This is a genomic window from Pseudomonas sp. CP-1 (assembly GCF_021213715.1).
Taxonomy (GTDB): Bacteria; Pseudomonadota; Gammaproteobacteria; order Pseudomonadales; family Pseudomonadaceae; genus Pseudomonas; species Pseudomonas aeruginosa.
Map to the genome: position 1 here is coordinate 140,671 of NZ_JAJQKY010000010.1, position 24,983 is coordinate 165,653.

Here is a 24,983-nt window from a genome sequence, read left to right on the forward strand (position 1 = left end):
GCTCGAAAACTTTACCTGTACACGTAAACACTCTAGATGCGTCGTCTAGATTTACATACCTTGGCGCTGTCATCCAAACCTCCTTCTGAGCTGGCGGATACAGGGGGTGTCAAAGCATGATTGGGTTGTCGTGGATGGTGACTAGCGGCAGTTTGTCGCTGGTGGTGCTGCCGGCTGTTGCAGTCTACTGGCAGGTAGTGCGCCGTAGTGAAGCGGTTAAGCCTTGCAGAGCTTGACGGGGGAGGGACTGTTGTAGCTTTGGCGCTTGTTAGCGCCAAAAAAAAAACAGCCGACTATCTATGTGTCGATACCATCTGAAAGGAATCAACGATGTCTCAGTTGCTCAAGATTGTTCTTATCGACTCGCTATGCGCAGGGGCTAAAGCTGAGATAGCGATCAGCGGGAACACCAGCGTCAACGGTACAAATGGCATCGGTAAGTCGTCGTTCCTGAAGCTCATACCCGTTTTTTATGGGGCGGCGCCTGGGCAGTTGGTCAAGGCAGGGAGTAACCGGGAAAGCTTTGCTAACTGGTACCTGCCCAATGCCTCCAGCTATATCGTCTTCGAGTACACCAACTCCATGAATGCGCCGCGGTGCGCGATCATGCACCGCAGTGGTGACAGCTACGCCTATCGCCTCGTGGCACGCGCCTGGGGGCCAGACCTGCTTTACCGAGACTATGAGTCCGGCGAGCTGGTCAGGGCAGGGGAACTGATACGCCATCTGGCAGTGAAAGGTATCGACTGCAGTCCTGAGCTTCAGCCCATTCACTACCGGCACATCATCCAGTTCAACAGCGGCTACTCCCACATGGAGAAGCTGACGGATCCCCATAAGCGAAAGCTGGTTCTGGCCCTCCGTCCCTCGTTCTCGCTGGCGCCAAAGCGGACTGACTTCAACGGTATCGACAACGTGGCGCTCGCGCTCCTGGCCAGCGCCGGTACGTTCGACACCATGAAGACCACTATGGCCGAGATCCTCGAACAGGATAACTCCGACCTCGGCCGCACCCTTGAAACCCTGAACGCTGCTCCGTTCAACAAGGTGCTGGAGAACCGAGCTGGTTATCTCCTCATGGACGAGTTGAGACCTAAGGTGGTGTCACTGTCCCAACTTCGAATTGACCACCAGGCAATCATGCGCCAGCTCGGTATCCAAAAGGCCCGAGCAAACCACATCGTGACTCGGCTGAGCGAGTTCGAAGCTGCACGAATGGAAGCTCTGAGTGGGCTTACTGATCGAGAGACGCGCATAAACGATGACGCCTACGCTCGGCGCCAGGAGCTGGCGGTAAAACGTGGCCACCTACAGGCAAACTTTACTGAGGCCACGGACTCGGTAAGTAAAATTGAGTCGGCCAAGGAAAAGTACGAACAGGCGGGAATGGCAGACCTTCTGGCGAGAGCGGACAACCTCGGCGAGGTGATCGCTCACCGCGATCTGAAGCAGGATCACCTGACCAAGCTCAACACTAAGGGCCTAGACATACGACAGGTCTACGACGCGCGGGCTCAGAAAGCCAAGGACGCTGCGTCAGCGCAGCGAGAGGAGGCTCACTCTCGTCACAATCTTGCGCTGGAGGCTATCCAGAAGCGGCAGGATGAGCTTGAGGACGATTTACGCCGTCGTAAGGAAGAGACCGAAAGGGAGCAGCGCACTGAACTCGAGGAGCATGAACAGCAACGCAATTTGCTAGCCTCCGCCGCTGCTCGCGCCTCAGCCGAGCTTGAGCACCTGAAGAAAACGAAGGTTCTTCCTAGCTCCCAAGACGCCCTTGACGCAGCTCAGCACGCGATAGACGAGCAAGCTGCTCTGCTGGCCGCTTTCCAGGCCGAATTAGCAGTTGTCCGTGGAGAGGAAAAGAGCCTGCAGGATGAGCAATCCAGGCTGGTGTCTGCGTTCCAGGGGCTTGATAAGCAGCGTAGCGAAACAGCGAAGCTGCGCGACGCGCTGAAGGAGCAACTTAACGCTGGTGCAGAGACGATGCTTGGGTACCTGCGAAAGAATCATCCAAGCTGGAAAGACAATATCGCCAGGCTGGTTCCGGTAGAGACGCTCCTGCGAACTGATCTGAACCCTGCAATGCTGGAGTCCCCCCAACAATCTCTCTATGGACTTGAGCTGGCGCTTCAAGGGCTATCAGTTCCAGCGTTCGCCAGCGATGAAGCGCTGGAACAAGAAATTGCGTCGCTGACGCTCCGGCTTGAGGGTATCCAGGCCGAGTTTGAGAGCCTGGATAAGCAGAATCGTGTTCTGGAAGAGCGCTTCCGGAAGCATACCGCTCGGTTGAGCAAGTGCCAGAACGATGAGAGCCAGGCCGGAATTGAACTCGCATCGCGGCGTGAACAGCGCAAGGCGCTGTACGAACGAGCGCAGGATGAGCACAGTGCCTACGTCGAAGTGCAGGGTGCGCGCGCTGCTGAGGCGCAACGGGCCTTGGCCGAGAAAGACGGAAGTATTACGCAGCTGAAGTCGGTTCACGGACGGTACTTGCTGGAGCTGACCACGAATGAAAAGACTGCACGTGAGGACCTTGCTGAAGAGCGTGTGCGACTGACCGAGGGGCACAAGGCTGCATTGCAGCGAATCACCGAAGGGCTGAACGCAGAGCTTCAGACCATCGAGAACGACAAGTCGGTCAAGCTCCGCAGTGAGGGCATTGATGACAGGGAAAATCGCCGGCTCGAGCAAGAGATAAACCAGCTTGACTCACAAATTAAGGAGATCACTGATCAGCGATCGATTATCGAGAGCTACCGCCACTGGGTGGAGAACGTGCTACCGCAGCTCCCGATACGAATCGCCGAGATGTCTGACCTGGAAGGTCAGGTAGCCAGGGTAGACAGGCAGATCGCTGACTACAACGAAGAGGTCAAAGCCCGGCTGAGAGAGATTGTCGACCAGCGCAAGGCACTAACGCTGGAAGGGCAGCAGGATGAGGCCCAGGCCAGGTTGCTCAACGGTGTACTCAACCGCCTTACTCAAGTCGACGCTGTTGATCCCGGCACCTTGTCAGACGGATTTGCAGCGCAGGACATCGACGAGGATGTGACCAGGTTGACGCGCCAGCGTGGAGTGCTCCAGAAGTCCGCCTCTGAAGCCTATCGCCAGATCCTGTCCCAGTTCAGGACACGTCAACTCCTGCACACACCGCAGGGCGCCGCTATCGAGCAGATCGCTAGTCAGGCCAGCAATGCAGCAGCAGAACCTGACTTGGCTTGGCTGGAAGCGGCACCGAGCCTGCAGGAATACATCGACGTTTCGCATCCTGACCAGAAGACGAAGCTCATCATGCAGGCGAAGAACCTTTCTGATGAGCTATGTGACCGCCGTACCAAGCTACTGGAGCTGCATCGGAGCATCCAGCAGCTTGGTCGAGATGCGACGCAGAAAGCTCGGGAGGTGCTTGGCGCATTTGCCCAGATCAAACAGTTCGAGTTCAGGGTTACATCTCGCATCCAAGAAATGTCCTTCTGGTCTGATCTATCCATCTACGATCAGCACTATCGCCGCTGGCAGGCCATGGGGGATGGCGTCATGCCTACCGAAAACTTCGTCGAGGCCCTGGAGAATGTGGCCAGGCAGATCAATGAGGGCAAGTTCACCTCTGACCTGGAGCAGTGCTTTGACGTGAGTGTGTCGTGCAATGACCAGGGCCGGACGAAGATTGCTACCAACAACTCAGAGCTGATTGAGCTCAGCAGCACCGGTCTGACCAAAATCATCGTTGCAATGATCTACGTCTCCCTGTTCGAGCTGCTGCGTAAAGACGCTGATTTCCTAATGTCGATCCCCATTGATGAGGCTCTGGAGCTTTCGCCGGAGAACTATGTTGCCTTGGTCAACTACTTCAACCAGCGGGGAATCTCCATGCTGGCATGCTTCCCAGGTGGTGCGCCGGAGTTGCTTCGGCAGTTCACCAACCGCTACTTCCTGGAGAGGCAGGCTGATACCGGCACGATCGTCGTCAAGGAGTACGGCCTGGACGTGCACGAGGAGCTGGATGAACTGAATGAGGCTTTGGCTGCAGAGGAGTACCTATCGTGAGCGAGATTCGCGATGTCCTCGAAACCCTGCTCTCTGGTGGCTTCATCTGCCAATATGCCTATCCAGAGCTCCATCGTCAGCTTCGCGCACCTGGTGTTGAGGCAGAGGTCAGGGCGGCGCTGGCGCCTCTCGGCCGGGAGCTGGGCACCATCGGTGAAGAAACTGCCCCGGACACGTACTTTTCGCGGTATGCCGATCTGTCTGACTCCAAGGATAGAGCTGCAGCGGCTATGCAACTTGTGCAGATGCGCGATCAGCTCAAGCCCTGCCTGGAGTTCATCCGCCTCTTCAATCGCTCTGGGCGCACCGATGCGTGCCTAGCGCCCGGCGACACGGTGTCCTTTTCGGATCTGCTCGAGGCCATCGAGAACAATCCCACCTACAGGGATCAGCTGCGAGACCTGAGTGGCCACGAGTTCTTCAGCAAGTCCAAGAGCGCCAAGGACAACAAAGAACGATTGGCGATGGTGTTGCGGCCCCTGGCCGACGCGGGTTATCTGGTGAAGCGCAGTAGTGAGTCCGCGAACTACGTGGCCACTGGCAAGATGGGGTACTTCTACATGATTCTGGCCTGGGTGGCTGAGTTCAGCAGCCTAAGCCTGGATCCGGAGCCGGATCCATCTTCGACTCAGTTGGAGCAAAGAGGCCTCGAACTGTGAAGGCAGAAGACTGGGTAAGGCTAGGCGAGCACCTGAAAGCGAACGCTGATCTGCTGGAAGCCATGGCCTTGGCCGACGAAACAGGCATCACGCCCCCGGAGCGTATGACCAAGGGCCTCTCGTGGCTCATGTCCAAAGGCCTGGTGGAGGAGGACAGCGACCTGTTGCATCTCAGTGGCCTACTGCTCGACGTGGGCGCACAAATTTCTATCCAAGGGTTTGATCGCGTAGCGCCTGACCTCAAGGAGATCCTAATCAGCATTGAGGAGGGGTGCGAGGCCTACCATGGCGCCAAGGCAGCTGGCGATCCGGCCGAGACCGAGCGCCACCTGCGGCGTGTCACCAATACCACCCGCCAGGTGGTGCAGCACCTGAGAAACGAGCAGAACGTCACCAGAGCATTCATTGAGGGAGGATATGGATTCTCCGTCCGGCTCACCGACAGGATCCGCGACATCAAAAATGCGATCGACCGGCTCAAGCGACTGCACGAGAAGTTGGGCCTGTTTACACACACGGGCCTATTGCAGCTGACAAGAAGCGACCGGGCGCTGCGGGGCAAGCTTATCGACGGTCTGCTAGGTGCGGTGTCCCGCAACCGCTTCGCTCTCGATGAGATGATTGGCCGACTTGATCGGCTCAGTCTGACAGTACGTAAGCGCAGCAAGATGCGCCAGGTTGCCCAGGCCGTCGACGCTCACCTGCAGGCCGGCGGCGTAATCGATCTTGAGCCACTTCTTGAACGACTTGATGCTGCGGTTTGGGCTGCTGCTGCTCCACTTTCACTGGGCGGCAATGCGTTCTGCGACGTCCACGCCGGCGAGAACCTTGAGCAACTGGAGTTGCTGATAGCCTCACTGCCGGCACCGAAGGTCAAAGCGGCGCCAGCGGCAGCCGCCCAGGAGCGTGAATCGAAAATTGTCCCCTCAGGAGCCAATCAGGAAAAGGAGCTGGAAAAGCCCTTCGTGCGTGCCCACTTGGAGGCCATGCTTCGGGAGCTGATTGCCACTGGTAAACCTCAATCGGCTACCGCTTACTGGCAAGACTGTGGTGATCCCGACATCCCTGACGGGATATGGCTCTATGCCCTGGATGGCTATGCCCAGTTGCAGGCGGCATTCGCGAAAGCCAACGGTAAGAAACTGAACTACCGCCTTGTACCGACGCTTGCACCACATAGTCGGTTTTCGGCGAACCGTCGCGTCCTGGATTTGACGCTGGATAGGGTACCGAGGCGATAGCGCATGCTGACCAATAAGCGCCACCTGACGGCGATCATGAATGCGGTGCGGCGCAACAAGGACAAAATCTCCCTTACGGATACCTGGCGGCAGATCCACCAGCTTTATGGCGTAGGGACGAAGCACGGTACATCGGCGTTGGTGCTGACCGCAGAGGATCACCAGACACTGCTGGCGCTGGTGAGAAAGGTCATGTCTCTGGATCCGCTGGAGCACAGCACGGCGGCGCTCGAGGGGGACAGGCTGGCTCTGGCGGCGATCTCCAGAAACGAAAAGATCAGTGGCCGGGCGGTAGGCGAGGGCCTGGTGCTGGTCGCTCATCCATCGGGCAGGGTTCTACTGCCATCAGGTGAATACCAGCACCCCCGCGGCGGCACGTTGAACGTCCAGGCCATCGATTTGCATGGAGTCGAGAAGGTGCTGCTGGTAGAGAACCTGAGCGTTATGATTGCGGCCCACCGTTACCAACTGCCGGCAGAGCTTCAGGACGTACCTATGTTATTCCGGGGCGATCGACAGTGGTCGCCGAGGGCTGTTTCTGCTGCGAGGGAGGGGATTTCCGATTTAATCAGCTTTCCAGACTACGACCCGCAGGGCCTGATGAACTCGCTGACTGCTGGGGCTTCGGCGGTGGTGGTGCCAGCGCCGGCGACGATCGCACGCATTCTTGAGGCACGCCTCAACAAACCTGCTGATTTCGATAGGCAGTCTGCCGCGGTGGAGTGGCTAGAAAGGAGAGGGGGCGCCATCGTGGCCAATATGCTCCGCCGCCGCTTGGCGATTTCTCAGGAGTCGATGGCAGGCCAGGTTCTGGAACTCATTGCGTTGAGATGAGTGTGATCACTTATGCCCATTCCTGCGACTAAGCGGCAGAATTCAAGATGTGATAGATACAGCTTCCTAGGGCTCAACTCCCGCAGTTCAATATCCTCCCTAAACTACCTCCGTAGATACTGGCATCCAGCGGTGCATCTCAAAGTCCATTTTTCTGCCCTGAATGGACTTCATGCAGAGTCTCCAGACCCTCCCCGCCGTTCGTGCAATGCCAGACTACTCGACCATGCAGCACGCTGCCTTGACGTACTGGCTGCTTGCCAGTGTTTACGGATATGCTCCGACCACAGCATTACGTCTAATCCCATGATTTTGGGTGGCACCAGCCTCAACAGGCTGCAACTGATGCCATCGCCGCCAAGGCGCCTGCCGAGACGAGTGGTTTCTCTTTCCGTGCAGGAGGGCATGCCTATATGGAGATCGCATGAGCTTTTTTTCGGACGAAGAGACAGATTCACTCAAGATCACCCGGATGATCCTGCACGTGGTGGGTACCAAGCACTTTGAGGCCATGCCGGAGCGGGCTTTGGAGGAGGAGGCATTCTTTATCGGTAAAATTGTGGACATGGCTGCTGCGCCGGTCTTCATGTTTAAAGCTGTGTCCACGACCCGGAAAGAAATTGAAGCTATTGCAGCCGGAGACACATCGTTTGTTGATGGTGCACAGAGCCTGGCCGCCAGCTTCAACCGGCAACACGTGGTCGGCAGTGCTGATGGGGTTCTGTTGATGTTCGAACTAGCGGTCAAAGACCCCGATGTGAAGATCTATAGCCTGATCAAATACGACTACAAGCTGGCCTTGGAACAGAACGACGGAGCTCCTGGGAAGAAGCTGCGCCGTATCGTGAATGCCTTGGTGGATGAAAAGAGGGCCATTCAGAAAACTGCACTCGTCCGTGTGGTCGGCGGTGTTGCAGACCAGAACATTTCGGCTACTGATCGGACGAAACAGGGCGTAGACCTCACGGACTACTTCGCTGACTTCCTGGCTGTGAGCAGGGCGGTCTCTGACACGGAACTGAGCGAGATCACCCGCAAGGTGCTCAAAGCGGCGCTCCAGAGTTGCATAGCTCATCTGCCAGGCCAGGATGTGGCCAAAGCGCTGAAGAAAGCCCAGGCCAATCTCGGAACCCGTAGACGGATCGATGAAGAGGCGATCGTTGAGGCAGTGATGCTGGCTGCTGGGCATCCTGAAGATGAGAAAGTAGCCAATCGTCTGGAGCGTGAGACGCGTAGCCGTGTCAGGAAAAGCAAGCTACACGAGCTCAGCTTCAAGCCCGATCGGCGGATCCTTCGGCAGCCATACATGCGCAAGATCGTCACGACCGAAGGCGTCACAATCTTGTTTCCCGACAGGGCAGAGAACCCCAATGTGACGGTGGTAGATCTGAAGGGGGATAAGAAGCAAATCATCGTAGATACAGACAGGGTCACGGAGGACAGCGTTGTCACACCAAAGACTGGCCTGCCTTCTTAACGACTTGTCACGGAAGCGCCAGGCGCTGATTACTGAGGGAAAGACAACCCTCATCGTGTCTGACCTACAAGCGGAGGCCGCCCGGGCAATTGCTCAGGCAGCCTCCGCTGCTACCTGGTCGATCACGATCTTTGACAGCGCGGGTATCGAAACCGAAGTCGAAGACGGTGACGAAGACTTCGGGCCCTTTCGTGCTGAGCTGGAAAAGCCTCTTCTGGGGGCGCATGTTCGGGCTGAGGTTTTGTATGTGGCGACAGAGGAGGGTTTCAAGGGCTTTCTCGACAAGGGATATTCTGCGCAGCATTGGCATGTGCTCGGCCTGACCAAGCCCTTCAACACTCGTGCAAGGTCGTATAGCGATTGGGGTGAAGTAGAGGCTTTCGTCGAGTCTCCGCTGACTAAATCACCCCGGCTTCTGGTGAAGGAGTCGGCTAATGTCCGGACTGTGCCAGAGGATGTGCGCCATTGGTTGCTCGCAGAAGGGCATGGCCTGGATGGTGATGATTCTTTGCACATGGTTTGGGCAATGTATGCCTTCGATGCTTTGAGTCGGTGTTTTGCGAACGAGATCGACACTACCGGGAGCAATCTCAGTTTCAAAGGGCCGCCCAAGCTGAATCTGACGATCAAAGAAGCGGTCGAAGGCGACACCCAGATGTCTCTGAAAGACTTCGATGTCGTCCAGGACGCCGCAGTTTGGGTGTTCGAGAATGCACGGGAAGCCGAGGTTAAGCATATTCTGCTTTCTGCAGAGATTGCCCGATCTGGTAGGGCAGATGGAGAGGTGCAGCAGTACTTCAAGGAGAATCTTTCTGCTGCGTTGGATTGCGCGAAGATCGCTTATCAGATGTCGGTTTCAGAGATCACCAAAGATACCCTCAAATCTTTGGGAGACCTTCGCAAGGCTGTTACTGAGGAAACTTCGAAGGCGACAGATGCGACCCGCCAGGCGATCACGGCGATCTCTACGGCGCTGACTGTGGGCATGGGCTTGATCGTCGCGCGACTAACATTGCAAATCAACCCATACCTCATTTCGCTCGTAATGGCAGTTGCATTTGGATATACGACGCTCAATGTGATGTCGGGTCGGAAATTCATAAACATTCAGCGACAGCTGCGCCATGATTGGCAGCCGAAGTTATATCGCTTTCTCTCCGAGGCTGAGTTCAAAAAAATGGTTGATGACCCCATTGAGCAAGCGGAGGGATTCTTCTACAGGGTCAGTTGCCAAGGCTTGACGATGCTCGGTGCCGCTGCGCTGGGAATTGCAACTTTCGCCTTCGTGTATAGCGCTCCGACTATGGTTACACCGCCAGCCTCTTCTTTGCCCCCCGCCCCAGCCTCTGCGAGCCCGCAGCCTTCTTCCAGCGATCCGGCGCCCCAGTCGAGGTGGATACCCCAACGGAGAACTCCGGCGAAGCCGTCGTAAAAAGCGGAAGCCCCCTTTTTTGTACATTGTGGCCAAGATATCTTTGCTTTCGCATAGGGGCGAAGTTTCACCATTGGGCCATTTGATTGCGGTGAGCTGTTTTACTCGGTCGCGGGTATCCAATCTGCTGTACAGTGGACTTCGGTACCCTCAGTCCTTTGGCAGCATCTGCTTGGCCCTTTAGATTTTACTCTTCAGTGGTTGTGCACATAGCGGTTTGCTTGACATAAGAGGGGTGAGCGCGGGATCCCATGTCGATTGCGCGGTCACCGGCGCTTGGATCAGCGCTTCGTATGCCTCGCAGAAGCACTAGCCACGGATATGCCGTTCGACGGTGAAGGTGCCTGGGGGGTAGTCGAGTTTTTCACTGACATCTTCGCCGGTGCGCTTGAGCTGGCAGCCACAGGCGCATTGCGTGTTGTTCGGCTCGTGATAGATCAGCGTACTCGGCAGCTCTGCCGGCAGAGTCGTCGGCTTAGGTTGCTGGCGTACCGCCTACTTGGCAGGGGCCGATCGTGCACCCTCAAGCTCCGACTCGATGGCGGCGATATCGGCATCGATCATCTCGTCCAGCAGGTTGAGCTAGTCGACATTGAGCTGTTCTCTAGGCAGGGCAAAGCGGTGGCGCCGCAGGACGGCGACCTCATGGCTCAACCGCTGGTTGAGTGTTTCCAGGCGGTCAAGTCGCTGGTGCAGGCGCGGTCAGTTGAGGCAATTGTTTAGGCTTTAGGTGATCGAAAGCAGCAGGATTTATGGCACCGAGGGTGAGGATTCCCGGCGCGATAGGCCATTGGCCTAATTGCGCTTCGGCTACAGGAGCCGTCCGCTGCGCAAATTCAGATCGCCACCAATTCGGCATCACAAACAGTTATCCTTTGTTTTTTCGGCAATGGGACGCGGAAGGCTTAATCCCAAGCATGTGCCGATACGGTTGGAACGCATCGTGTGACTAGTACGTTGCTCAGCCGCACGACACGACCAAGGAGCGCAGGTTTTATCTATGTCGAATCCGTTTTTCGATCACCCAATCCTCAATTCACCATACCAGAGGCCTAGCCGCCACTGGGAGCTAGATGAAACCGGTCAGCCGACACAGAAGATTGTTGAAGACCGGCGCAAAGCACAGTTCATCACGCCAATTCCAAAGCCCAAGAAGCAGAAAGCGACTCTGAAGCAGGAGGGCTTTCTCTTTGACGAAGGTAAAGGGCTTTCTAGCGGCAAGCAGCAATACGACCCTACCTCGATCATCAATAAGGTGCGCGGCCATGTAGATACATGGCGTGCGCTGCCAGCCAGCCAATGGCAGGTTACCCCCGAAACGGCACGCTTGCTCCAGCATTGGCGGCATCACGACTTTCATGGCGTGCGCCCGTTCTTTTGCCAGGTCGAAGCAGTTGAAACGGCGATTTGGCTTACCGAGGTCGCCCCCTTATCCAAGTCTGGAAAGGAACTGCTGGAACACCTCGCGGCTGCCAACAAGGACGCCAACCCTGAGTTGTTACGACTGGCGCTAAAGCTCGCTACTGGTGCGGGAAAGACGACAGTTATGGCGATGATTATTGCCTGGCAGACCGTCAACGCGGTGCGTAGCCCTGCCAGCAAGAGCTTCACGCGCGGATTTCTACTCTGTGCGCCGGGCCTGACCATCAAGGATCGTCTGCGCGTGCTGCAGCCCAACGATCCGGATAGCTACTACAAGGAACGCGAGCTTGTTCCGAGTGACATGCTTGACGACATTGCCCGGGCCAAGATCGTCATTACCAACTATCACGCCTTCAAGCTGCGTGAGCGTATTGAGATTTCAAAGGGCGGCAGACAACTGCTCAAAGGGCGAACTGGTGATGATCCCCAAACGCTTGAAACTGAAGGGCAGATGATTCAGCGCGTGATGTCGGATCTGATGGGCTTGAAGAACATCATGGTCATCAACGACGAAGCGCATCACTGCTACCGGGAAAAGCCTGCGTCGGATGACGACTACATTGATGACAAGGGTAATCCGCTTACAGGGGAAGCCCTGAAAGAAGCCAAGGCGCACGCCAAAGACGAGAACGAAGCAGCTCGCCTCTGGATTTCCGGGCTGGAAGCGGTAAATCGCAAGCTGGGAATCAACCGTGTCATCGACCTCTCGGCTACACCGTTCTTCCTGGCCGGTTCTGGCTATGTTGAAGGCACCTTGTTCCCGTGGACGATGAGCGACTTTTCACTGATGGACGCCATCGAGTGCGGCATCGTCAAGCTGCCACGCGTCCCTGTTGCTGAAAACATCACTGGCGATGAGATGCCGATGTTTCGCAACCTGTGGGAAAACATCCGCAAGGACATGCCTAAGAAAGGGCGTGGCTCCAATCAGGATCTCGATCCACTCAAACTTCCGACAAGGCTACAGACAGCCCTGCAAGCCCTCTACGGGCACTACGAGAAGACCTACGCAAGATGGCAGGATGCTGGGATCAGTGTTCCGCCTTGCTTCATCATCGTTTGCCAGAACACCGCTATCTCCAAGCTGGTGTATGACTACATTTCAGGTTTCACTCGCAAGAACGACGACGGAACATCGACACCGGTAAATGGCCGCCTTGCCTTGTTTCGCAACTTCGATGAACACGGCAATCCGTTACCGCGCCCAAACACATTGCTTATCGACAGCGAACAGCTCGAAGCTGGTGATGCGTTGGACGATAACTTCCGCAACATGGCTGCAGATGAAATTGAGCGTTTCCGCCGTGAGATCGTTGAACGCAGCGGAGACGCGCGCGCGGCTGACAATGTCACGGATCAGGAGCTCCTTCGCGAGGTCATGAACACAGTCGGTAAGGCAGGGCAGCTCGGAGGCTCGATCCGTTGCGTTGTGTCGGTATCAATGCTCACAGAAGGTTGGGATGCCAATACCGTTACCCACGTACTAGGCATCCGCGCTTTTGGCACTCAGCTTTTGTGTGAGCAGGTAATTGGCCGCGCTCTGCGCCGTCAATCCTACGAGCTGAATGACGAGGGCTTGTTCAACGTCGAATATGCCGATGTGTTCGGAATCCCCTTCGACTTCACCGCCAAACCAGTAATCGCAACGCCTTCCACACCGCGCGAAACTGTGCAGGTCAAAGCGATGCGCCCTGAACGCGATGCGTTGGAGATTATCTTTCCGCGTGTCGAAGGCTATCGAGTTGAGCTGCCTGAGGAGCGATTAGCTGCTGACTTCAACGATGAGTCCAAGCTCGTGCTTACGCCCGCGCTGGTAGGCCCATCGCAAACGCAAAATGCCGGCATCATTGGCGAGTCGGCAGATATGACGCTCCAGCATCTTGGGGACATGCGCCCCTCCAGCCTGGTTTTCAACCTGACACAGCATTTGCTCTACACCAAGTGGCGAGACCCCGGCGAAGAACCCAAGCTGCACCTCTTCGGCCAGCTCAAACGCATCACCAAGGAATGGCTGGAGACCTGTCTCATTTGCAAAGGCGATACCTATCCCGCCTTGCTGATGTATCAGGAACTGGCCGACATGGCCTGCAACAAGATCACCGCGGCCATTACTCGTCACTTTCTCGGTGACCGCCCCATCAAGGCGCTGCTTGATCCATACAACCCCAGTGGATCAACACGGAATGTGCGCTTTAACACCTCCAAGACCAGCCGTTGGGAAACCAGCTCTAAGTACAGCCACATCAACTGGGTGGTCCTCGATAGCGACTGGGAGGCTGAGTTTTGCCGTGTCGCCGAGCGGCACCCGCAAGTGCGGGCCTACGTGAAGAACCACGGTCTCGGTTTCGAAGTGCCTTACCGCTTCGGCTCGGAAACGCGAAAATATCTGCCGGACTTCATCGTACGTGTCGACGATGGCCGCGGCCCTGACGATCTGCTCAACCTCGTTGTTGAGATCAAGGGCTATCGCGGCGAAGACGCGGTGGAAAAGAAGTCCACTATGGATACCTACTGGGTGCCCGGCGTGAATCACCTCGGCAGCTACGGCCGCTGGGCCTTTGCTGAGCTCACCGACGTATTCCAGATGCAGCACGACTTTGCTGAAAAAATCGAAAGCGAATTCAACAAAATGATCGAGTCCGCCACCGTGCTGGCCGACAGCGAGAAAGCATGACCATGGCGAAGCAACCCGAACTCAAGACTGTCGAAACCATCAAGCACGACGACGCTAAGCGCAAAAACATCCCTTCCGCCGAGCAGCAATCCTTTGTCCAGGAGCCTTCAACGCCAAAGCAGATTCGTTATCCGCGAAACGCCGATCTCGATCCTCAGCTCGTTTGGCGTGGTAAAGATGAACAGGACTGGAGCGATCTCGTTGTCAACGCCCCGCCGCTCTACATTCAGGAAAAAGTGCATCCCAAGGCGCTGATTGACGAGCTGCTGCGCGAGACACGAGAGCGTGAGCACGGTGCTGGGCAGGCCACGGCTGACCTGTTTTCAGACTTCAACGGCATCCCCAAGGGGGCGGACAAGACCGAGTTCTACCAGCACGACCAGAACTGGACCAACCGCATGATCTTGGGAGATAGCCTGCAGGTTATGGCCAGCCTCGCCGAGCGCGAAGGCCTGCGTGGAAAGGTGCAGTGCATTTATTTTGACCCACCCTACGGCATCAAATTCAACAGCAACTTCCAGTGGTCCACCACAAGCCGCGAAGTGAAAGATGGCAAGGCAGACCACATCACAAGGGAGCCCGAGCAGGTCAAAGCCTTTCGCGACACTTGGCGCGATGGCATTAACTCCTACCTTACCTACCTGCGCGACCGGCTCACCGTAGCGAGGGATCTGCTGACGGACTCAGGATCTATTTTCGTCCAAATTAGCGACGAGAATGTTCACCGGGTTCGTGCTGTAATGGATGAGGTCTTTGGAGAGGATAACTTTGCGGGACTAATTACCTTCTCGAAAACCACCGGGCAATCCGGAGGGGCGATACCATCGGTGACGGATTACCTAGTCTGGTATGCGAAGAGTCTTGGGAGTCTGAAGAAGCGGAAAGTCGTGATTCAGAAGCCTGCCATTGATAATCCAAACGAACGTTACGTATGTGTCGAAACAGAGTCAGGAGAAGTAATCGATCTGTCTGTAAAGCAAAAGACAGGAGAGGCACCTAGGCCTCAGGGAAGAATCCTTAAGTTAACAGATACGAGCTCGCAGACTGGCTCCGAAAACTCCCGAGTGCCTTTTGTCTTCCAAGGTAGGCAACATATCCCCTCTGGAAGTCGGGGGTGGTCAACAAGTAATGATGGTTTGGCCCGTGTCTCGCGCGCTGGATATCTTTATTCTGTTGGGAAGAGTTTGCTTTGGAAGAACTACCGAGAAGAGGGGCGCGCCAGTCCGGTTAATAATTCTTGGCTCGACCTCAGGCCATCTGGTTTTGGGGGGCAGAAAGTTTATGTGGTGGAAACAGAGAATGCTGTTGTTGAGCGTTGCCTCCTTATGGCCACTGACCCCGGTGACCTTGTCCTTGATCCAACCTGTGGTTCCGGTACTACCGCCACTGTAGCCGAGCAATGGGGGCGTCGCTGGATCACCATTGACACTTCACGCGTGGCGTTAGCCCTAGCACGTGCCCGTATCATGGGGGCTCGCTATCCCTATTACCTGCTTGCTGATTCTCGCGATGGTCAGTTGAAAGAGGCTGAGGTCACTCGTACACCGCCGAGCAGTCAACCGGTGCATAACAACATCCGTCATGGTTTCGTCTACGAGCGCGTGCCACACGTCTCCTTGAAATCTATCTCGAACAATTCAGAGATCGATGTGATCTGGGAGCAGTGGGAAAAGATACTAGAACCACTGCGCGCGCAACTGAACGAGTTGCTACAGACATCCTGGCAGGAATGGGAGATTCCTCGCGAAGCGGGCAAGGAGTGGCCGGTGCAGGCCGAGAAAATTCTTGCCGACTGGTGGCGGGCACGTATTGCGCGGCAAAAAGAAATGGATGCCTCCATTAGCGCCAAGGCTGCGTTCGAGTATCTCTACCACAAGCCCTATGAGAACAAGAAAGCGGTGCGTGTTGCTGGCCCCTTCACGGTGGAAAGCCTTAGTCCGCACCGCACGCTGGGAGTAGGTGAGGATGACGAGTTGATTGACTCGCTGCAGGTTTCTGAGCCGGGGGCCGACTATGCGGCAAAGCAATCCTTTCCTCAGATGATTCTGGCGAACCTGAAAACTGCCGGGGTACAGCAAGCGCATAAGGAAGACCGCATCAGCTTCACCACGCTCACACCCTGGCCTGGTGAACTGGTGTGTGCGGAAGGTCGCTATCTGGAAAGCGAGGATGAAAAGCGCGCGGCTATCTTCATCGGCCCCGAATTCGGCACGGTGCAGCGCGCTGATTTGGTGGCAGCTGCACGTGAAGCTGCAGACGCGGGTTTCGATGTTCTTATTGCCTGCGCCTTCAACTTCGAGGCTCACACCACTGAGTTCGCCAAACTCGGCAAGTTGCCAGTGCTTAAGGCTCGCATGAACGCCGACCTTCACATGGCTGAAGACTTGAAGAACACCGGCAAGGGCAATCTCTTCGTGATCTTCGGTGAGCCTGATGTGATGATTTGGGAGGGAGGAAGCAAAGCAGTTAGCGATGAGCTGGTTGCGATTGCGAATCGCACTCCTCAGTTGAATGAGAAAATTCATGAGTTGAGAGATAGGCTCACAGCTCTGAAGAAGGAATCTAAAGTAAGTAAAGAGAGACCGACGAAAGATGACGGCGCTGACACGATCAAACTCAAGATTGATGATGCGGAGAGAGCGCTTGCTCGTGACTTGAAGTTCAAGGAGTACGCACCGGAAATACCTCCTGCAAACTATGTCGTGGAGGTAAGAGGTGTAGATGTATTTAAACCTCAGACTGGAGAAGTCATCAGCGATGGTGCCGACGGCATCGCATGCTGGTTCATCGACACCGATTACAACGAAGAAAGTTTCTTCGTCCGCCATGCTTACTTCCTGGGTGCGAATGATCCATACAGCTCTCTAAAGACCACGCTCAAGGCCGAGATCGACGCTGAAGCTTGGGCTTCGCTCAACCGTGATACCTCCCGTCCTTTTCCCAAGCCGAAGTCCGGTCGGATTGCCGTAAAGGTGATCAATCACCTGGGCGATGAAGTGATGAAGGTATTCAAGGTCAACTGAGCATTCCATGGACACGGTTTGGCCTTTAGGAGACAAGCGGAGTGGGTATGGATTTCCGGATCGCGGACACATTTACCGATAGCCTGGCTCGCCTGACGGGTGAAGAGCAGAAGGCCGTAAAAACGACGGCCTTCGATTTGCAGCTGAACCCCGCCAACCCTGGCATGAGCTTCCACAAGCTCGACAAGGCGAAGGACAAGAGTTTCTGGTCGGTGCGGGTCAGTAGTGACATTCGTATCATCGTCCATCGCAGTGATTCCAGTTTGTTGCTGTGCTACGTCGATCATCATGACAAGGCATACGCCTGGGCCGAACGTAGAAAGCTTGAAACGCACCCCAAGACGGGCGCTGCGCAGCTAGTCGAAATCCGCGAGACGGTTCAGGAAATCCTGGTTCCGGTATACGTGCAACAAAAGCCGGACGCTGTGCTTTTGTTTTCTGGAACGTCCGATGATGAGCTCTTGAGCTACGGCGTCCCTCCGGAATGGCTGGCGGATGTAAGACAGGTCACAGAAAACTCTCTGCTGACTTTGGCGGATCACCTGCCTGCCGAGGCAGCTGAGGCATTGCTCGAACTCGCGACTGGCGGCAAGCCGCGAATTCTGGACTTCCTTGCAGAACAGAAAAGCCCCTTCGATCACCCGGACGCGCAGCGCCGCTTCCGTGTGATGGCGGATGTTGAGGAGCTGCAGCGTGCGCTCGACTGCCCTTGGGAAAAATGGACGGTATTCCTGCACCCAGAGCAGCGGCAACTTGTTGAACGCGATTATTCCGGGCCTGCGCGAGTTTCCGGTTCTGCAGGTACAGGTAAGACAGTGGTGGCGTTGCACCGTGCAGCGGTGCTAGTGCGAGCTAACCCCGAAGCACGCGTATTACTGACTACCTTCTCCGACACACTGGCGAAAGCACTGCAGGCAAAATTGAAATGGTTGCTGAGCAATGAGCCCCGCTTGGCTGAGCGCATCGACGTTTACTCGCTTGAGGCGATAGGTCTGCGGCTTTACAAGTCTCGTATTGGAGCGGTTTCCGTGGCGAGTCGCGAGCAGATCCGTTCTTTGATCGATGCGGCCAGCCAGGTTGTAGGTGGCCATAAATTCAGCCCGCACTTCTTGCTGACCGAATGGGAGCAGGTGGTCGACTCTTGGCAACTGAAGAGGTGGGAAGCTTATCGCGATGTAGCACGCCTTGGCCGTAAGACACGCCTCCCAGAGGCTCAGCGCAAGGTGCTGTGGAGCATCTTTGAACGCGTGCAGGTCGAGTTGAGGGCACTCAACCTACTGACGATGTCGGAGGTCTTCACGACTTTGGCCGCGAAGGTTGCTGAGAATGGCAAGGTAATCTTTGATCACGCCATCGTTGATGAGGCGCAGGATATTGGTATCGCACACCTCAGGTTTCTCGCTGCAATTGGTAGCGGCCGCCCGAATGCGTTGTTTTTTGCTGGCGACTTGGGGCAACGCATCTTCCAACAGCCTTTCTCATGGAAATCGTTGGGTGTCGATGTGAGGGGGCGCTCGCGAACCCTGCGCATCAATTACCGCACCTCGCACCAGATTCGACTGCAGGCTGACCGTCTGCTTGGCCCGACGGTGACTGATGTGGACGGATTCATCGAAGATCGGAGTGACACGGTATCAGTGTTCAATGGCCCACAGCCAACCGTTCATGTGCTGAAAACGATACACGACGAGATCGAAAGCGTTGCCAATTGGCTTCGGGCACGGACTCAGGCTGGGTTTTTGGCCCATGAGTTTGGGGTTTTCGTTCGTTCAGAGGCCCAGGTGGATCGAGCATCGCAGGCTGTGGCGGCAGCGGGCTTGCCATTCAAGGTACTGGACGAGCATGTGGATACAGAGAGCGGCTACGTATCTATTGGCACTATGCATTTGGCAAAAGGCCTGGAGTTTCGGGCAGTGGTTGTCATGGCCTGTGATGACGAAGTGATCCCGCTGCAGGAGCGGATCGAAACGGTGGGCGATGATGCTGACCTGCAAGAGGTCTATGACACTGAGCGTCATCTCCTGTACGTCGCCTGTACACGAGCAAGAGATGAACTCCTAGTTACAAGTGTGAGCCCTGCTTCGGAGTTCTTGGACGATCTAGTGAAGCCTCGGTAATCATGACCAGATATAAAAGAGTGCATCCGCAGTTTCTCCCTGCTAGAGCTGACCCTTGACGATAGAGTGAGATCAGAGCATGCCGTAAAATGGCTGATCTCAGGAAGTAAGTCGAAGTTAATTAGATTTTTTTACTGATTTTAGTAGATTACTGATAGCAAATACTCGATTTGGGTAGGTAATTTCCTATCAGGTAGCTACGATAGCGGGAACTGTGTCGAACGACTCAGGTTCGTCAAGGTTAGGCGGTATGCATGAAGCTGATAATTATCAGTAGGGAACAGAGAGGCTATGGTTTCTAGTAGTGGCAAGCAGGCAGGGTTGGGCAAAGAAAAGATTACTGTTACATTTGGAGCTCAAGCGTCATTGCGGACGCAACTTCCTGCCTACACGGTACTTATTGTTCCTAGCGAGGACAATTGGAATGATTTTGGTTATCGCACTAGGGTTGAGGTCCGCATCCGTTTGGCAGAGGACGAGGCTGAACACTCTACGGTAGCTTTCATTGGCTTCATTACTACCTCTCCAGATGATCCAAATGGTGTGGTTCCACTGGAGAAGATACTTCGGGGCGTAGACAATCTAGCGATACCTGCAACCGACTCGCACCGGTTTTACACTATGTTGCCGAGCATGGACGCGTACCGCAGCATAGTGAAAAAATTCGGCGCGAGTCGATCAGCTGAAGTTTTGAAGGCAATGAGGGATCTCGTTGCTCTGAATGAGTTTAAAACTAACGCTAATTGGCTAGACTTAGCTGCCAAGGCTGATGTTTTCTTGAAGTCGTTCGTTCGAAATTCGGAGTCTTATTTTGCGTATAAAAATGCAGGTTCGATTCTGCGGGGGCTTGAGTTTGAAGAGTTCCACCGATTGTCCAAGTCAATATCTATTAAATTCCATTTGCCAGGTCGGCAGAGCGCGCATGATCTGACATTCCGATTTGATCATGAGGCAGATCTACCGAAGCGGATTGCGGTAATAATTGGCAAGAACGGTGTCGGAAAGAGTCAAACTCTTGGGCGTATAGTTCGTGCTGCGTTGGAAGGAGATGAGTCTCTTGTGGATGGAGGGGCGGGAGGGCGTATTTTGGTTAATCGTATTCTCGCTTTCGCACCAACCAATGAGGCAGGCTCTGTCTTCCCAAGTGATAGGCGCAAGCGCCCTCGAGTTTGGTATCGCCGTTTCTCGCTCAATCGCATGGGGACTTTGCGGAAAGGGGCTGGTGTGGCTGACCAGGTGCTCCAAGTTGCTCGCTCGGAGGAGTACATCGGGGAATCGTCTCGATGGGATATCTTTCTGGAAGCACTGGAAGCAATCGATAACTGGGAGCAGATCTGTTTGCCAGTCAGAGAGAGCGAACCTATACCGTTGGGCAAGCTGAGGCTTGGGGGCGAGCAAAGGGTCCTCGAAAAATTTGCTGCGGTCGATACTCGAAAAGAACCGATTCGTGTGGTTGGCGGCGTTGGCTATCCTCTGAGTAGTGGCGAGATTTCCTTTTTGCGATTTGCTGCCCAGGCGAGTCTTAGTGTGGAAAATGGTTCTTTGTTGCTGCTGGACGAGCCAGAAACTCACTTGCATCCTAACTTCATCAGCCAGTTTGTTTCTTTGTTAGATAGTCTGCTCCGCCAAACAGGGTCCGCTGCGATAATCGCAACCCACTCCGCTTACTTTGTTCGGGAGGTGTTCCAGGAGCAGGTAGCGGTATTGCGTAATGATCAGGACGGTTACGTAAGAGTCGAGCAGCCCGCGCTACGGACATTCGGGGCGGATGTCGGAGCTATCTCATATTTTGTTTTTGGTGAGGACGAGCCTTCACGACTAGCCATGAGGGTGGAGGAGCGCCTGTGTGCAAGATTTAATACTTGGGAAGATTTATATGCACGGTATAAGGACGAGCTCTCTTTAGAGGTATTAGGTTCGTTAAGGGAGTCGATGGAGATAGGGGCGGCCGATGAATAAGATTCCGCGGCCAGTTTTAAATGACGGAGTGGCGCTGCAGAATTTATCTAATAATGAGCGGGTTGCAAGTTATCCGAGCCTAAAGAATGTTGTCACGAATATTCAGCAGGCTTATGTGCAGTACGAGGGGGCGCGTGGTAACGCCTTTGCTGTCGCAAGGGTGAATATACCACCTGAGGTGGAGGCTCATCTGAAGGCTCACTACAAGGCACCACCGAGCGAGTTAAAGCACATCACGACGATGCGCGAGGCGACGGAGCATCTAACCTGTCCAATGTGCGGCTCATTTCACCGTGGAACTCTTGATCACTTGCTTCCACAAAATGGTTACGGTGCATTCGCAGTCTTTTCCCTAAACCTAGTGCCTGCGTGTAAATGCAACAGTAAGCGAAAAGAGCTCCTGGTAGGACCAAATTTAAGCGAGCGCATTCTGCATCCTTATTTTGACGATTGCCTTGCCGAACGACTAATTGCGGCGCATTTCGAAGATCTTGGAGCAGTGCCTCGAGTGGGGCTACGGCTGTGTGTTGATAATACGCATCCAGATTATGCGGCGATCGACTTCCATTTTCGATCAATTGTCAAACGGACGGCGATCGTTGGATATATTCGTGATAGATGGATAGATTTATGCCGAAAGCCGAGTTTGATTGTGAGAGAGCTAAAGCATAATCCGCAAACTCTTAAAGAGCTTCAGGACGTGCTTCAGGATGAGCTCGATATGCTCGACGATGTGCATCGGGGTAAGAATAACTGGAATTCCATATTTGTGGGCGGCTTGCTTGATCAGCATGTATTGGACTGGCTATTTCAGAAGATACATGCTCCCGGGCGTTCGGCGAATGGTCCACTAGTTTGATAATAGTGGCGATTCTGTTTTGTGTTGGTGCCGTTTTTTGCATTTTTAGAAATAAGGGAGGTGTGTTTGTGGTGCAGCATGCGGCAATTGATATTATGTATCGGGCGATTGTATATAACGATCAATCTGCATGGTCAGAAATGGAAGGCGATCGTGCGGCAGAGTATGCTGATATGCGCGCAGTTATATGCTCTGGCCATTCTGGATGTATTAATCTTGATATGGGGTTGGGTATTAACTCGTGTGAATATGTAACTTCTATTTTTGAGGGGCCGAGGGCATCATTCGTTTCTCGGCATACGGGGGTCCAGGCAATACTAACTGGTGGTCGATCTAATGTTCGAATAGATTACTCACTGAGCTTTGACTCAAATTTTGCTGAGCGTATGAGGGCATTAGTATTCAGGGAGACATCGGGCGGTATCAATCACGAGCGTGTGCTGGAGGTGCTGCGCCTGAAGGCGCGTAATCCTTACGTGCAATTTGATGTGCTGCCTTTCCTTTACGAAAATGTGAGATTGTCTCGCGATAATTCAGAAAATCAGCGGCCAGTTAACACGCTCATTGCATTTCGTATGCTAGATGAAATGGATTGGGAGGAGTTTGGTGATACTGGTAAATTAAGATTCAATCTTGATGAAGATCGTCTGAGGGAGGATCTTCGTATCGATGCTGAGCAATTTATCAGCAGCCTCTATACCAGTGACGCGATAATACAACACGAGGCAGGTGCTCTTGGAGTGCAGGCGTTGCTGCTACGGTTTGCCAACCTATGGCATGAGTCTCAGAAGAAGGAACCAAGTCGTATTTTGACAGGTCTTCTGGATTTTTGTGTCTCCGACTTAGGGTACGTGCCGATGACAGAGCTAAGTCTGATTTGGCGGGGCATATCCAGTAAGGTTGTTGCTCCTTTCTTTGGTCCAATTACTGGGGCGTCTAAGGATGTTCTAACCAAGGTCAGATCAATGGCTTGGGATATAATGCACCTTCGACTTATGGAGCGACTGGCTACCCAGAGTAATCTTGGCTCGTTTTATATTCCTTATTTCGTTTCATTGGACGCTAAATGGCGTGAGTTGCTGCGTATAAATCCCATTCGAGTTATGCTGCTTGACGACTCGCAACGTAGAATGTTATGTGCGCGTTCCGGGGAGCTTGAGTTTCAAGCGGCATTTTCTAATTATGTAAATCAATTTCCAAATGAATTCTCGCCGGAGAAGGTTTCTGCCAGGCGTAAAATTGCATCGGCACCCAGCATGCAGAGAATGAAACAGCTAATTGCTCTGGAGGAGCAGCGCTGGCTCGATAGTTGATTGAGATTTCAGCGGATAGTTAAAAGCTGTCGAATTTAGTGATTGGAAATTGGACCTTAAATGTAAGTGTGTGGTTATGCGCCTGAATGGAAGGCTGGCTCCTTGAATGGTTGAGGCAGAAAGCTGCAAATGGCTGTTTATTGAGTGTGCCCACTCCACCAGATCAGTTCGAGGTTCAAAATGGCGCCAGCTATAGAGCGCTCGATATAGCCGGCCAGGCCCCTTCAGGGTGAGGAACGATGCTTATGGGTTTCCAGGTAGGCGATCATGTAAGCGACCAAGTAGCAGTTTTAGCCACTAATTCTTTCATGTGGGTAGCATGAGCATTTTTAACTTCTCTCCAAGTAGCTGCCAGGCCTCGGTTTTCTCCTTCGCATAGTCGTGATGTAGGTAATGCCGACGTACCTTGGAGCCACCCAGCAGGTGGTTTTGGCAGCGGTCGATGATTTCCAGTGTCACACCCAGCTCCTGCATCATGGTCGCGCCAGTACGACGCAGATCATGTGGCGTCCACTCCCCCTTGGCTCCCTTGCTCAGTACAAGTGAGTCGTCATGATGCCGGCCGGCCAGAGGTTTGCTGCGGTTCTTGAAACGGCACTGCCGGTCTCCGATGAGCTTGCTGACCGTTTTGGTATCAACGTGGCGTTGGCCGTCCTTGCTAGGGAAGCAGAACGGTGTATCGCTGGTTTCTTTGTGAAGCTGCTTGAACTGCTCCAGAGCAAAGGCTGAAAGAAAGACATGGTGGTCCTGGCGCTTACCCTTGCGGCCTTTGGTCGCTTCGGCTGGAATGAACCAGGTACCTTTATCCAGATCCACATGCCGCCATTCAGATTTGAGTAGCTCACCGATACGGCAAAGCGTGCTTAAGCAGATCCACACAGCGCACTGAACGCGCGGGTTGACCGGACGAATGCCGGAGTACTTTTGGCCGGCAGGTAAGTCCTCATAATCGCGCTCCAGGCGCTCGAAGATATCGCGCAGCTCACGAATCTCATCTGGCGAAAGCAGGCGGTCGCGCTGTTCTTCGTAGTCGTGATCGAGCAGCTTGTTGACGTCGATCAGGTCGGCGGGATTGCCGTCCGCCATCAGGGCGCGCCACGGCTTACGTTTTTCTCCCCAGCGCAGCATCTGGCCGATGTCCTTGCTACGGATCACGACGGTACGGTTCAGGCCGCGTGCCTTGACTGAGCGTAGGACGGTGAGTAGATCTTTCTCTGTCAGGCTGCGAAGCGGCTTCTTGCCAATGAGGGGGAGTACGTCTTTTTTGAAGCTGCGGATCAGTTCAGTATTGCCATCCTGACGGGAGACGCCATCCCGTATCCATTCGTCAAATAGGTCTGCCACTGTTTTGTTTTCGGCTGCTTCACGTTCGGCCTCAGCAATCGTAGCGACAATGGCCGCTTGTGCCTCGATCCGTGCTGCTTTGGCGGCAAGGGTAGGGTGCAAACCTTTCGTGACGAGTGCCCGCGCTTCGTCGCGCTCAGATCGGATTTGCGCCAAGCTTTTCTTCGGCCAGCTGCCCAGCCTCTTTCGAGTTCGGGAGCCATCTAGTTTGAATTCATAGCTGAACTGAACCGTGACTCCGCGCACTCCAGCTCGCACCTCGGCAACCAGTCCACCATCCTCTCGGAAGACCTTTCCATGATCTTCAGCAGTGAAAGCCTCCAGTTGTTTGATCGTCAGCTTGGCCACTCTCTACCCCTAGTAAATTTTTTTGCGCCCGAATTTTGTGCCACTTTTGTGCCACCGAAACGCTTGGCTGGTGGTGGACGATGGTAGACGCTGCAGGAAGGTAAAATAGCCTGAAAGCCCCGTGAATACTAGGGTTTACGTTGTTTGTGGTTGTCCATGGTGATCTATGGAAATCCACCAAATAAGCGCATGGGGTACAAGGGGTAGAATATTAAAACTCCTCGTCCCCAT

The 24,983-nt window shown here is 54.5% G+C and carries 13 protein-coding genes and 1 pseudogene; 12 read left to right on the top strand and 2 right to left on the bottom strand.

All coding sequences use genetic code 11. The features are described 5' to 3' along the window. The first annotated feature begins 330 nt into the window (after window positions 1-330). The 6 genes from LT948_RS20410 (at window position 331) to LT948_RS20435 (ending at window position 9,693) form a co-directional block, all read left to right on the top strand. Entirely contained in the window at window positions 331-4,050 is a 3,720-nt protein-coding gene (locus LT948_RS20410; protein ID WP_058176956.1) for an ATP-binding protein, read from the top strand. Then, window positions 4,047-4,709 (top strand): hypothetical protein, encoded by a 663-nt coding sequence (locus LT948_RS20415; RefSeq protein ID WP_033867014.1) that lies wholly within the window; start codon window positions 4,047-4,049, stop codon window positions 4,707-4,709. Before LT948_RS20410 ends, LT948_RS20415 begins: the two co-directional genes overlap by 4 nt. Next, window positions 4,706-5,950: a hypothetical protein gene (locus tag LT948_RS20420; protein ID WP_033867013.1), complete on the top strand. Its 1,245-nt coding sequence runs from the start codon at window positions 4,706-4,708 to the stop codon at window positions 5,948-5,950. The genes LT948_RS20415 and LT948_RS20420 overlap by 4 nt, the downstream gene beginning before the upstream one ends. 3 nt (window positions 5,951-5,953) lie before the next feature. Continuing rightward, window positions 5,954-6,784 (top strand): DUF7281 domain-containing protein, encoded by an 831-nt coding sequence (locus LT948_RS20425; RefSeq protein ID WP_218816331.1) that lies wholly within the window; start codon window positions 5,954-5,956, stop codon window positions 6,782-6,784. 424 nt (window positions 6,785-7,208) lie between these two features. After that, window positions 7,209-8,261, top strand: coding sequence for a hypothetical protein (locus tag LT948_RS20430; protein WP_004350171.1), 1,053 nt, complete (start codon window positions 7,209-7,211; stop codon window positions 8,259-8,261). A 55-nt stretch (window positions 8,262-8,316) separates the two neighbouring features. Next, on the top strand, window positions 8,317-9,693 hold the full coding sequence (locus tag LT948_RS20435) for a hypothetical protein (RefSeq protein ID WP_224031555.1): 1,377 nt from the start codon (window positions 8,317-8,319) through the stop codon (window positions 9,691-9,693). 312 nt (window positions 9,694-10,005) lie between these two features. On the opposite strand, the pseudogene LT948_RS33360 reads toward LT948_RS20435, so the two are convergent. After that, window positions 10,006-10,447, bottom strand: a pseudogene (locus LT948_RS33360) (IS66 family transposase zinc-finger binding domain-containing protein); the annotation flags it as partial. Window positions 10,448-10,693: 246 nt separating this feature from the next. Between LT948_RS33360 and LT948_RS20445 the strand changes: the two are divergent. The 6 genes from LT948_RS20445 (at window position 10,694) to LT948_RS20470 (ending at window position 23,060) form a co-directional block, all read left to right on the top strand. Beyond that, window positions 10,694-13,789: a BPTD_3080 family restriction endonuclease gene (locus LT948_RS20445; RefSeq protein WP_121498069.1), complete on the top strand. Its 3,096-nt coding sequence runs from the start codon at window positions 10,694-10,696 to the stop codon at window positions 13,787-13,789. Further along, window positions 13,786-16,812: a site-specific DNA-methyltransferase gene (locus tag LT948_RS20450; protein ID WP_224049935.1), complete on the top strand. Its 3,027-nt coding sequence runs from the start codon at window positions 13,786-13,788 to the stop codon at window positions 16,810-16,812. Before LT948_RS20445 ends, LT948_RS20450 begins: the two co-directional genes overlap by 4 nt. A 47-nt stretch (window positions 16,813-16,859) precedes the next feature. After that, window positions 16,860-18,929: a 3'-5' exonuclease gene (locus tag LT948_RS20455; RefSeq protein ID WP_033867001.1), complete on the top strand. Its 2,070-nt coding sequence runs from the start codon at window positions 16,860-16,862 to the stop codon at window positions 18,927-18,929. Window positions 18,930-19,220: 291 nt separating this feature from the next. Continuing rightward, window positions 19,221-20,888 carry an AAA family ATPase gene (locus LT948_RS20460; RefSeq protein ID WP_079380325.1) on the top strand — a complete coding sequence of 556 codons (1,668 nt, stop codon included), beginning with the start codon at window positions 19,221-19,223 and terminating at the stop codon, window positions 20,886-20,888. Next, window positions 20,881-21,747 (top strand): hypothetical protein, encoded by an 867-nt coding sequence (locus LT948_RS20465; protein WP_124166587.1) that lies wholly within the window; start codon window positions 20,881-20,883, stop codon window positions 21,745-21,747. Before LT948_RS20460 ends, LT948_RS20465 begins: the two co-directional genes overlap by 8 nt. A 62-nt stretch (window positions 21,748-21,809) precedes the next feature. Then, on the top strand, window positions 21,810-23,060 hold the full coding sequence (locus LT948_RS20470; RefSeq protein WP_209392489.1) for a hypothetical protein: 1,251 nt from the start codon (window positions 21,810-21,812) through the stop codon (window positions 23,058-23,060). Window positions 23,061-23,366: 306 nt separating this feature from the next. On the opposite strand, the gene LT948_RS20475 is transcribed toward LT948_RS20470, so the two are convergent. Next, window positions 23,367-24,752, bottom strand: a complete 1,386-nt coding sequence (locus LT948_RS20475) for a tyrosine-type recombinase/integrase (RefSeq protein WP_033867000.1) — start codon at window positions 24,750-24,752, stop codon at window positions 23,367-23,369. Window positions 24,753-24,983: the final 231 nt, after the last annotated feature.